This is a genomic window from Oleiphilus sp. HI0123 (assembly GCF_001635315.1).
Genome location: NZ_LWGE01001281.1, coordinates 1 through 11,249, shown reverse-complemented (window position 1 = coordinate 11,249; position 11,249 = coordinate 1). Strand labels below are relative to the sequence as shown.

Sequence of the window (11,249 nt, the reverse complement as noted above, 5' to 3'; positions counted from 1 at the left end):
TCATAAGGATTGAGCAGTACCTTACTTTAAAAATAACAAAGGGCTCTGATATGAAATACGCACTCTATACATTCTTTTCATTCGTAATATATTTATTTAGCACCTCAGCTTTCTCGCTAGAGAAGAAGTCCATCTGCACTTGGGATCCGGTGGGTACCAATGGTCCTGTGATNACTTTCTATGCTGACCTCAAACCTAAAGCTATAGCCTGGGGTATCGACCTCGAATTCAAGGCTTACACTGACGAGAAGGTTGCTTCCAATGACTTCAAAGCAGGCATTTGTGATGCCGCACACTTGAGTGCAATTCTGTCCCGCGACTATGTACCCTTTGGAGGCTCTCTTGATGCGATTGGTGGAATCATGTCGGATCAGGGGCTGAATAAAATACTGGCAACCTTAGCCAGTCCAAAGGCAGGCACCTTGATGAGTAACGGCAAATATGAAATTGTCGCCTCATTTCCCGTTGGCTCCATGTATGTATTCGTCAATGATAAATCTATTAACACAGTGCCTGACTTCAGCGGTAAAAAAATATCGGTTTTGAATGGTGACCCGCAAGCCTTCAAACTCGCCTCCCTGGCCGGTGCTTCTCCCGTTTCCACCTCTCTGGCAACCTTCTCTGGCCAGTTTAACAATGGCAATATCGATATTCTGTTAATGCCGGCATTGGCTTACAACACATTCGAGCTATACCACGGTTTAGGAGAGCAAGGTGGCATCATTGATTACCGTTTGTTTTACGGCATGCTCCAAACGGTTATCAAGAAGGAAAACTTCGCTCCAGATTTTGGCAACAAAATGCGTAAATACATGGTCTCTCGTCTCACTCAAATCCATAAGATGGTAAAAGATGCAGAAGACGAAATTCCTGCCAAGTACTGGATCAAAACAAGTGATGCATCCAAGTCTGAATTTGATACCTTTAGCCGAGATATTCGTTTGGCCCTAAAAGAAGATAGTACCTTTAACCCTAAGGCGCTGCGACTACTATGGAAAATCCGTTGTGCTGAAGACCCTAGCCGCGCGGAGTGCAGTACGCCCGAATAGCCAACAAGTAACCCAAGCCTTTGAAAACTTATACGGGCGGTTGCCCCAAATCCAACCGCCTACATTGTTTACGTCATGCTGGCTTGATAAAGCACAATAATTAGTAAAATCAACGAGCTTAGCTGCCAAAAAAGTACGGGATTACGTTCCAACAACGGTGGCTTGGCTTTATTTACGTAGACTTTACTTGGATGATTCAGCTCATAAATAAACTCGGATACTTCACCATAGCGCTTTAAGGGGTCAATATGAACCGCCTTATTAATTGCGTAGTCAAACCAGCCAGGAACATCCCGCCCCTTATCGATGGATTGGTAGCCTAGCCGCCCTAGTGAACGCCGATCTTTAATCTTTGAAATATCATTGCCGTAAGGTAGTTCGCCACTTAACATCTTGTAGGTCATGACGCCTAGAGAGAACAGATCAGACTTGCTTGTTCCGCTTTCCCCCAAAAAGTATTCCGGTGCAGTGAATTGAGCTGTCCCCATAATGCCTTCGTTTTTACTGATCACCTCAGTAATTCCGGCTACTTTTGTTGCGCCAAAATCTATAATTTTTACCGTTCCCTGGCTATCAATCATGACATTATTTGGCCTTAAGTCCTGATGCACCATCTCTTGTCGATGAAAGGCCTGAAGCCCCTTAGCAATTTGAGTAACGATCTCTCGCACTGTTTTGATGTCCGGTTTAGGGTTATCCAGCATCCATTGTGCAAGCGTCTGCCCTTCAATATATTCGTACACTAAATAAATAAAATTACGCTTTCTATCAGGTTCAATTGCTTTCAAAACATGAGCATTGCTCACCCTTTTTGCAATCCACTCTTCCATCAAGAAGCTTTCCAAGTAATCCGGGTTATTTCTCATTTCTGTGGAAGGTGTTTTTATCACCACCTTCTTTTTTGTTTGTTGGTCTTCTGCTAGAAATACATGGCTACGACTACTGATATAGATATCACGTAGAATCATGTATCCATCAAACTCTTTACGAGCCTCTAATCTGGGGGCAGGAGGCAGCTGAGTAAGCTGCTGTTGTAACTCACTTAACTCTCGCGCCGGTAAACTATCGATGCTCACGATCTGCAAAGTTAAATTGTCATCGCTGCCCGCTGCCAGGGCTTCATTAACCAACTCTTTTGCCAAACTATCTGGTACTTTCCCTGTCTCCTCAAAAGCTCTCGTAATCGTATTCGCCAAATGCTTTTCAGTAAGAAACTCATACACCCCGTCAGTAGCAAGAATAAAGATATCTCCCTCACTTAGAGGAAGCGCTCGATAGTCCATTTCCAAAGTGTCATGAACGCCCAATGCGCGGGTCAGGTAACTCGTTTCTGCATCAACGACATGTCGATGATCCTTGGTTAGTTGCTCAAGGTTATTGTCAGCAAGCCTGTAGATACGTGAATCACCAGAGTGAAAGCAATAAGCAGTGTTCGACTTAATAACAAGCGAACTAAAGGTACAGATATAGCCTTTGTCTTTATTAAAGCGATGCGGGCTATTTTGGGTCTGCGCGAACAGCCAGGAGTTAGCTGCTTTAAGAACCCGTTGAGCAGAGGTCTTCACAGACCAGGAGTCTGATGTGCTGTAGTAGTCCTGTATAAAACCTTTAACCGCGGTTTCACTCGCAATCTGGCTTACATTGCTGCTACTAATACCGTCAGCCAAAGCGACCACCAGCCCTTTGGACGCGAGCAAAGGCTCTTCCGGGGCATAGGCTGCATGGAAGTCCTGATTCAGGTCTTTCTTTCCTGCAGTTGAATACTGACTAACAGATACTTTAAGTTGCTTAGACATAAAAAACCCCGCCATTTCTGGCGGGGCTCCTATTATATTATTTTAGTATTAAGCGACCTTACGCTCTGGATTAGTCCTAACATGCGTCCAGTATAGTGGCAGACCTACTAGTAAGAAGCCGCCAGCAAGGTTACCCAAAGCTGTTGGGATTTCGTTCCATACGAAGTACTCGTATAAACCAAAGTCACCGCCCATGATCATAGAGAATGGGAATAGGAACATGTTTACAATAGAGTGTTCAAAGCCCATAAAGAAGAAGAGCATTACCGGCATCCACATTGCAATGATCTTACTCGTTGCAGAGGTTGAAATCATTGCACCGACAACACCCATCGATACCATCCAGTTACACAGCATGCCACGAATAAATATCGTGAACCAGCCATCAGCACCATGCGCTTGATAACCCAGTGTTCTTGACTCACCAATGGTGCTCACTTTAGCTGCCAAGGCACCGCCGTCAGTGTTGTAACCATAAGTTAGAATAAACGAAGCAAAGAAAGCTGTGGTCAGTGCGCCACCAAAGTTACCAAGGAAAACCAAGCCCCAGTTTCTCAACATTTGCGGCACGGTACAGCCATTACGTTTATCAAGTATTGATAGCGGCACTAGCGTGAACACACCGGTTAACAAATCGAACTTCATCAAATAGAGCATGATAAAGCCGACAGGGAATAAAAGTGAGCCAACTAATAAACTGCCTGTTTTCACAATAACAGTAATAGCAAAGAATGCGGCGAGCCCTAGAATTGCACCCGCCATGAATGCACGTACTAACGTATCTTTGGTGGACATGAAAATTTTCTGTTCACCTGAATCAACCATTTTGGTGGCGAATTCACTCGGTTCGATATAGGCCATAATTAATCTCTCTTAGATTAGGTTTAAAAATTTACATAATCTGAGAGAGCATAGCTCGGGCCGTTTTTAGACTTCACATTAAATAACAATTACTTATATTCGTAATCACTGAAATCTATATACCTATAAGTGAATAAGTTAGGCTCACTTATAGAGAGCAAAACATGGCTTTGTTTAGTTTTGGTGCGATAGTTGACGCTGAAGCGAGATCTCACTTACTTTCTGATTTCCACATATTTCAGCCGATGCAAACCCTTTTCATCCAGCTCCAGTATAAAGCTAACCTTATCACCCGCCTTGAATGGCTCAAGTGACAAAGACTCACTAACTCTGAAAGTCATCAACATAGGGGCCCAATTGAGTTCGGGAATCGGCCCATGTTTGATATTCACTAAGCCCTCCTCTGCAGCAACTTGGGTAATCAAACCATAAGCTGAAACTTCCTGAATCGTTTCTCCCATTATTCCTTCTGTCGTGCCATGGCCATTATTGATTGGTTTAAGCGGTGTACTGCAGGCCGAAAGCAAGGTGATCATGCTAAGCAAGACTAATAGGCGCATAAGTGTCATCTCCGAATTTAAAGTAGCTAATTTTAGCACTATAGCCTTTAGCATCGTCCAGAGGTAGCATGTATTGGTCTATTGGCTACATAGCTTTCAATCGAGTCTGACCCCCTTGAAAAAAGATGATTAAGAAACTTAAGTTTCAGCGCCTTTTGGCGATGATTTATATCGGTGCAGCACTGGGAATCATACATTTCTGGTGGCAGTTCTTTAACGGCTCGCTCTTTTCTATCGAAGAGCTAAGAGCACTGATGCCACATTTTGAAGGCTATTACTTGTGGGAAAGAAGCTTTGTGCTGCCTGATTTAATTCTGGCCTTTGGTATGCTAGTTTCTGCCCTGCCTTTGTGGTGCAACCAATGGATGCAAAAGGGCCGAGTACTCGCAGCAGCCTGCGCCGGTGCGGCACTGTTCCTGGGGTTACTGGATTTGAGTTATGGTTTTTCGAGTGGTCTCTACCGCTTAGACCACCGTTTTGCAGGTGTCGTATTAGAAGCCGGCTTATCGATCACGGCAGTTGGCCTCTTAGGTCTAATCATTTTACTTTTTAGCCCCCAACAAGCTCGACCAGATTAAGCATCTGCTTCTAGCGACTCCTTCAGTAGTATCGTCTTCAATATATCGGGGTGGGTAACGATCCCGACAATCTGTTGATTCTCGAATACCGCTATCGCGTCCAAGCCATACTCCAACAAAGCTGGTGCTAAGTCTTCTACCTGAGTTTCTGGGTGGGTTGATAACAACGATTCGTGACAGAAGGCGTTTAGCGAGCTTTTCTGCATTTCCTCGAGGTTACCACCCTGTGGGCTCATTAGAAAAGGGACGATCTTTTTATCAGATAGCATTCCGCAATATTTCTGTTCCTCATCAAGAATGACCAGGTGATGTATTTCATACTTCTGCATAATACGCCAGGCATCTTCGAGCGTCTTATCTTTGCTGATACTCAGTACCGGCGAGCTCATAATATTCTTCACTCTCCCCAAAGGGCTTCGGGCGGGCTTAACTTCTTGGTAGGCAGAAATCGCTTTCTGCTGGCTTGCACTCGGCTCCAGGGGTTTCTGCTTTGACTTTTGACGATGATCTTTAAAATCTTCGGGGTCGGTTTCAGCTTTAGAATGAACTTTCTGTATTTCAGTCAGTTCATCCGTTGGAGGAATATCACGCACCCTAAACTTACGGTCTAGTGGTGTAACGAGCCCTGTCCTTACATCGTGTACAAAAAATACGGCCATGCTGTCATGTCACCTTCATATTGGAATTCTAAGCTTATATGAATATAAATCGGCCGTTGACCTACATCAATGAGCTTTTTTTTGTAGCGCGCTATTCTGGCGTTGACTTGTAGCATAGTAGGAGTAGTGAAAATGTCTTCACATCATGAGCAAATTGAGAAATTTGCAAAGAAATTAGAAGAATGGGATTACAAAATCGACCGCATGGAGCACAGGGTAAAGGACTTGCCTGACGAGCTACGATCAATCGCACAAAATAAATATCAAAAACTGCTAGATTATCGTTCAGGACTGAAAGAAAAAGAGGAACAGCTTGTCGCGTCCTCAGAGCATGCAGTGCATGAAATTGAGAAATCCGTCGAAGAGGTCTGGGATACATTCGGACTATTATTCAAAGACGTAGAGATGGAAGTCGAAGTCGAAGGCACCTGAGCTGGTCAGAAGGTTCCAAAAAGTACGCTAGTTAGTTGAGTAAGCCGTAATACATTGTTCATTGTGTATTGCGGCTTTTTGCTTTCTGTTATACGTTTTTGATCATATTCGATGACAGGTTTGCTTCACAATACTCGCCCTGCCTGAATGTGACTCACCGCGGACTAGCGCGGAAAGCTGCCCCCATTCTTGCTAATCCATTCCTGAGAGGCCTGATTCCAGGTCACTCGCTTACCCAACTGTTCCTGCAAGTCTTTTCGATACTCGGCAATATGACATACCTGTTCGATCATACGAACTTTAAAGGCGTCATCATTGTCGAGAAACTCTACGCCCAGCTCGTATGGGCTGCCTTGCTTGTCACTTTGCTCTCGGCACCAACGAATAATTGCATTGACCTTAAATACCGGCTTAACCGAAGGTATTTTCAGCTTCACCACAGTATCTTTGAAAAATGAAACATTGGAATCAAAAGACAGACCACCCTGGCTGATATTATTAATCTCCAGATTGAGCTGCTCGCGCGTACTCAAAGGCGTAACCTGTATACCAACCTTGGACGGGTGGCGAATATAAGCTCGTGGTGCGGGTGTATTCATCGCTGCGGTACATCTCTTAGGCTAAGTACAAAATGCTAGCTGCTAACAATATGGATCGAAGTGAGACTTTTGTCACTTTTTTATAAGATGAAAAAGATTAATTTTTTGGAAGGTACACGGCCACCCAAGAAAAGGCTATAAGCCGACAATCTATTAGTCGTTTTTGATCTCAGTTAAGGTGTTTTCTTCTTCCATTACAGCCCGTTCTGCTTTGGATATATAGCGAGGTTTATCATTCTTCTTAGGCGCCAGTTTGGCATTTGCCTTCTTAAGTTTTTTCTTGAGGATGGAGTTCAGCTTCTTTTTACGATTCATCAAATCTGGCCTTTAACGATAGATAGGGGGATTCTAGTCGTTAGGAAAGCTTGGTGGAAGCTTGGTGGAAGCTTATATACCCAAAACAATGGATTACCTCCTAAGCGGACGGGCGCTATTGGAGTAAGAGTATTTAGCTAAATACTGTCACATACTCTGCAGCACTTCTTACGGCAAATAGCAGCTCTGGTGGCAAGTCATCGAGATCCAGGCTATCCATCAGGTTTTTGATCTCAAGACCCAGATCAGTGTCACCCTCAATCACCAAGTCACGCTGGAAGAACAGCGTATCCGGGTCTTCTTTTTGGGCCGCGAGCAAAATAAAGCTACGCAAACTACCGCGAATACAAACGTCCGTCTGCGCATCCTTCTGCATTAATATCTCGTTTCGAGGACCACAACTAAAGAACCAATTGATATCCGCATCGCTAATCTCGATTTTTAGCCAACGCTGTTTAAGAAAATCCATGTCACCTTGATCCAAGGCTGACTTAAAGGCCGCTTTCAGCACTCTTTTTAGCACTAAACTTTGCAGGCCAAAAGGCATATGGCGAACAGGTTTGACCAAAGTCAAAGGTAATTTTGGAAGCAGAGTTCTCGGGCTCGACAATAGCATTGTAGCTTCGCTCCTTAAAACGAGATTAGCGAACAGATATTAAAGGAAACTATATCCCGGCAAGTTGGTACATAAAATACCCACCAATAGGGATAGTGACTAGCCGGGGGATTCTTCACAATGGTCAGACGTATTATTTCGAGTATTTCTTTATGGATTTGGTCTGTCCGGCTGGCAGTTTACCAGCCTTTAAAAAAGCGGTAGATAGTGGTGCCAGTGCCGTCTATGTAGGATTTAAAGACGAAACTAATGCACGTCACTTCTCAGGCTTAAACTTCAAAGAAGAAAAGGTCTCACAAGCCTTAGCTTATGCGCGATCCAAAGGCGTTAAGTTATATATCGCGGTGAATACCTATGCCCAGCCCGAAGGTTGGAGTAAATGGCAACGAGCCGTTGATGTAGCCGCCGATATTCAGGCCGATGCGCTAATTTGTGCTGATATGGGGGTGCTGGATTACGCCACCCAAAAGCACCCCAATCTAAACCTGCACTTGTCGGTTCAGGGCTCTGGCACAAATGCTGAGTCACTAAGTTTCTACAAGCGCAATTTCAATGTTCGCCGCGCTGTGCTGCCACGCGTCTTATCACTCAAGCAGGTGGCGCAAGTTGCTAAGAAGTCGCCTATCGAATTAGAAGTCTTTGCCTTTGGTTCCTTATGCATTATGGCTGAAGGGCGCTGCTATTTATCTTCATACCTAACCGACCAATCACCCAATACTTGCGGTGCCTGTTCGCCTGCAAGCTTTGTTCGCTGGGAAGAAACAGAAGACGGCCTGGAGTCACGTTTGAACAATGTGCTAATTGACCGTTATCAGGAAGATGAAAAAGCAGGTTACCCAACCTTGTGTAAAGGCCGATTTGAAGTGGAAGGCCGTCTCTACAATGCACTCGAAGAACCAACAAGCTTGAACACAATTGGCTTAATTCCTGACTTAACAGAGATCGGCATCAAGGCTGTAAAAATTGAGGGTCGACAACGCAGCCCGGCTTATGTTGAACAGGTTGTCTCGGTTTGGCGCAAAGCTTTAGACAGCTATCAGCGCGACCCGGATAACTTTAAAGTGAAACCCCAATGGAGCAAGCCACTCGATAAAGTCTCTGAAGGCTCGCAAACCACTTTGGGCGCTTATACGCGCGCCTGGCAATAAACCCCGCAGATTTAGGGAGTAATATGATGAAATTATCACTAGGCCCAAACCTGTTTTTTTGGCCAAAACAGCGCGTTTATGACTTCTACCAAGAGATGCTCGACAGCCCTGTCGATGTTATTTATTTAGGCGAGACGGTGTGTTCTAAGCGCCGAGAATTAAAAACTGCTGAATGGCTAGAGCTAGCCAAGGAACTATCGGAATCAGGTAAAGAAGTCGTAATTTCCAGTCTGGCGTTATTAATGGCAGATTCTGAATTAAGCACCTTAAAGAATATTTGTGAAAACGCCCCGGTTCAAGTTGAAGCGAACGATATCTCTGCAGTGCAATTACTATCGCGCAAAGGAGTACCCTTTGTCTGTGGTCCTAGCACCAATATCTACAATGCACGCACTTTATCGATTATGGTCAGAAACGGTGCTCGACGTTGGGTTATGCCGGTTGAGCTCTCGGGCCATTGCTTACAAACCATTCACGACGAGGCAAGTGATCTTGGTATCCGTGAGAAGATTGAAACCGAAGTCTTCAGCTATGGCCATCTTCCTCTCGCTTACTCCGCGCGGTGTTTTACCGCACGTTACCTGGACTTACCCAAGGATGATTGTCGCTTTAGCTGCATTCACTACCCGGAAGGGCTAGAAGTAAAGAGTCAGGAGCAACAGGCCCTATTTAATATTAACGGCATCCAAACGCAGTCTTCGTCGGTTTATAACCTGCTTGCACAGGTGCCTGAAATGAAAAAATTCGATGTTGATGTCTTGCGCTTAAGCCCTCGTGCTGAGGGTATGAGTGACATCATTCGTCGCTTCCGTGATGCGCTTGATGGCCAGTCGAGTGAAATTGCGCTGAGCGATCAGGATTGCAACGGTTATTGGTTTGGCAAGCCGGGTATGGATATGCAATCAAGTCAAATGGTTTAAGTTGTGAGTGTTGTGGCTGGAAGGCCTTATCTTTCATTTGGCCAGTATATGCAACAGCGCCATGGCGAGCATGTCCATAAGCTCTCTCTCAACGCTTCCTTTACTTGTCCTAATCGAGACGGTAGCAAAGGTATTGGTGGCTGCACCTTTTGTAATAACGCATCCTTCAGCCCCAACGCCAAAGCGCCAGACTCAATTGAGTCACAAATAGCACGCGGCAAAGCGGTGATCGCCAAGCGTACCGGAGCCAAGAAATTTCTTGGCTACTTTCAGGCCTATACCAACACCTATGATGAGGCCGAAAACCTAAAGCGCTTGTATGATCGTGCTTTAGCGGTCGACGACGTCATTGGCTTGTCGATAGGGACTCGCCCTGACTGTGTTCCCGATGAGGTGCTCGAACTGCTCTTGGCTTATCAGGAGCAAGGCTATGAAATATGGTTGGAATTAGGACTACAAAGCGCTAATGATGAGTCACTCCTGCGGGTCAACCGTGGTCATGGCTGGATGGAATATGAAGATACTTGTCGGCGTGCTCGCGATATGGGGATAAAAGTATGTACGCATTTAATAGTGGGGCTTCCTGGCGAAGCAGCCCTTGATAGCCTGAAGTCCTTAGATAAAGTCTTGGCACTGGGAACAGATGGAATCAAGTTCCATCCGCTTCATATTGTAAAAGGAACGCAGCTAGCACGAGAATGGAAGAAAGGTTTGTATGAACCTGTCGCTGAGCAAGCGTATATCGATACCGTGGTCAAAATGCTTGAGCGCCTTCCTAAAAACGTAATCGTTCACCGGCTAACCGGAACAGCCTCGCAAGACATTCTGCTTGCCCCACAGTGGTGTGGGAAGAAGTGGCAAATACTCAATGCCATCAATGATCGGCTCAGTTAATGTGAGTCAAGGTGTTCTAGCAAGCGCCTTGCGGCTTCCTTAAACTCGGTATCCGGAAAGTTCTCGTCAATATAGTGCAAGAATGCACGTGCTTTTTCCGGTGTCTTGGACTTCGAAAGAATAGTCTTAGCGGCTAGTAAATATAACTTCGCCAATTCCGGGCACGAGTCAAATCGTTGGTGCGCTTCACGTGCTAACCAAAGCACCAGTTTATACTCTTTCATCTGATAAAACGCTTCAGCCAGATCGAGGCTCAGTTGAATATCGTGCACCAGGAACTTCTCTTGCTCATTGCGCAGCATTTCAAACAACTCATAAGCTGCCAACTTCTGCCCCCGACCCAGTAAGAGTTCAAAAAACAAGTGACTATGCTGTTCCAGGCGAACCAGGTCTCGGCGCTCTAGCAATAGCGTATACAGCTGATGGACTCTCAAGTCAGACCGCTTTCCCTTGCCTTTCATACTGTTTTCCAAAAGAGACAAGGCTTTGGAAAAGTCACCATCTTTGATCGCGATATCTAAGTCAGCATTGATTCGTTGTGAGCTGTCAGTTGGCGTATTGTCTTGTTCGCTCTCAAGCGCTTTGACACTGCTCACCGATGAAAAGAATTCATAACGCTTTAAGACGTAACCCAAAACCGCAAACAGGGCTATAACAAAATATGCCGTCAGCAGCACACAAACCGGAGCAAAAGCAAAGGAGGGTAATACAGGGTGAAGCAAATCTGCGATCACCAATACGCTCAAATAGCTCATCGCAAAAAATGCAATCAAGCTGACATAAGATAAGTGCATCTTTTTAATAATGCTCATCCAACTAGGT

14 protein-coding genes are annotated in these 11,249 nt (G+C 45.1%); 6 read left to right on the top strand and 8 right to left on the bottom strand.

All coding sequences use genetic code 11. From position 1 onward, the window contains the following. A partial coding sequence (locus tag A3761_RS15315; RefSeq protein WP_231881231.1) for a putative solute-binding protein occupies positions 1-1,049 on the top strand: 1,049 nt, incomplete at its 5' end. 68 nt (positions 1,050-1,117) lie between these two features. Here A3761_RS15315 and A3761_RS15310 read toward each other — a convergent pair. From A3761_RS15310 to A3761_RS15300, 3 genes are all read right to left on the bottom strand, one after another. Further along, complete coding sequence (locus A3761_RS15310; protein WP_068554776.1) at positions 1,118-2,845, bottom strand: bifunctional protein-serine/threonine kinase/phosphatase; 1,728 nt, start codon at positions 2,843-2,845, stop codon at positions 1,118-1,120. Between the two features lie 48 nt (positions 2,846-2,893). Continuing rightward, entirely contained in the window at positions 2,894-3,706 is an 813-nt protein-coding gene (locus A3761_RS15305) for a formate/nitrite transporter family protein (RefSeq protein ID WP_068507001.1), read from the bottom strand. Between the two features lie 215 nt (positions 3,707-3,921). Next, positions 3,922-4,266, bottom strand: coding sequence for a copper-binding protein (locus A3761_RS15300; RefSeq protein WP_068510116.1), 345 nt, complete (start codon positions 4,264-4,266; stop codon positions 3,922-3,924). A gap of 125 nt (positions 4,267-4,391) precedes the next feature. Here A3761_RS15300 and A3761_RS15295 point away from each other — a divergent pair, with 125 nt between their 5' ends. Further along, entirely contained in the window at positions 4,392-4,844 is a 453-nt protein-coding gene (locus A3761_RS15295) for a hypothetical protein (protein WP_068506996.1), read from the top strand. On the opposite strand, the gene A3761_RS15290 is transcribed toward A3761_RS15295, so the two are convergent. Further along, entirely contained in the window at positions 4,841-5,503 is a 663-nt protein-coding gene (locus tag A3761_RS15290) for an HPP family protein (protein WP_068554771.1), read from the bottom strand. The genes A3761_RS15295 and A3761_RS15290 overlap by 4 nt on opposite strands. 132 nt (positions 5,504-5,635) lie before the next feature. Here A3761_RS15290 and A3761_RS15285 point away from each other — a divergent pair, with 132 nt between their 5' ends. Then, positions 5,636-5,935, top strand: coding sequence for a hypothetical protein (locus A3761_RS15285; protein ID WP_068506983.1), 300 nt, complete (start codon positions 5,636-5,638; stop codon positions 5,933-5,935). Between the two features lie 164 nt (positions 5,936-6,099). On the opposite strand, the gene A3761_RS15280 is transcribed toward A3761_RS15285, so the two are convergent. From A3761_RS15280 to A3761_RS15275, 3 genes are all read right to left on the bottom strand, one after another. Next, positions 6,100-6,534: a PilZ domain-containing protein gene (locus A3761_RS15280; protein ID WP_068506981.1), complete on the bottom strand. Its 435-nt coding sequence runs from the start codon at positions 6,532-6,534 to the stop codon at positions 6,100-6,102. A gap of 153 nt (positions 6,535-6,687) precedes the next feature. Continuing rightward, on the bottom strand, positions 6,688-6,849 hold the full coding sequence (locus A3761_RS25815; protein ID WP_082865452.1) for a DUF2986 domain-containing protein: 162 nt from the start codon (positions 6,847-6,849) through the stop codon (positions 6,688-6,690). 133 nt (positions 6,850-6,982) lie between these two features. Next, positions 6,983-7,465: an SCP2 domain-containing protein gene (locus tag A3761_RS15275; RefSeq protein WP_068506978.1), complete on the bottom strand. Its 483-nt coding sequence runs from the start codon at positions 7,463-7,465 to the stop codon at positions 6,983-6,985. A gap of 152 nt (positions 7,466-7,617) precedes the next feature. On the opposite strand from A3761_RS15275, the gene A3761_RS15270 reads away from it, so the two are divergent. The 3 genes from A3761_RS15270 to A3761_RS15260 are packed head-to-tail and all read left to right on the top strand — an operon-like array spanning position 7,618 to position 10,427. Beyond that, positions 7,618-8,613, top strand: a complete 996-nt coding sequence (locus A3761_RS15270; RefSeq protein WP_068506974.1) for a peptidase U32 family protein — start codon at positions 7,618-7,620, stop codon at positions 8,611-8,613. A 23-nt stretch (positions 8,614-8,636) separates the two neighbouring features. After that, complete coding sequence (locus A3761_RS15265; RefSeq protein ID WP_231872238.1) at positions 8,637-9,533, top strand: U32 family peptidase; 897 nt, start codon at positions 8,637-8,639, stop codon at positions 9,531-9,533. Between the two features lie 3 nt (positions 9,534-9,536). Further along, positions 9,537-10,427, top strand: a complete 891-nt coding sequence (locus tag A3761_RS15260; RefSeq protein ID WP_082865453.1) for a TIGR01212 family radical SAM protein — start codon at positions 9,537-9,539, stop codon at positions 10,425-10,427. On the opposite strand, the gene A3761_RS15255 is transcribed toward A3761_RS15260, so the two are convergent. Then, positions 10,424-11,249: tol-pal system YbgF family protein (locus A3761_RS15255; RefSeq protein WP_231881230.1), on the bottom strand; the 826-nt coding region annotated here is incomplete at its 5' end. The two genes, A3761_RS15260 and A3761_RS15255, sit on opposite strands and share 4 nt — an antisense overlap.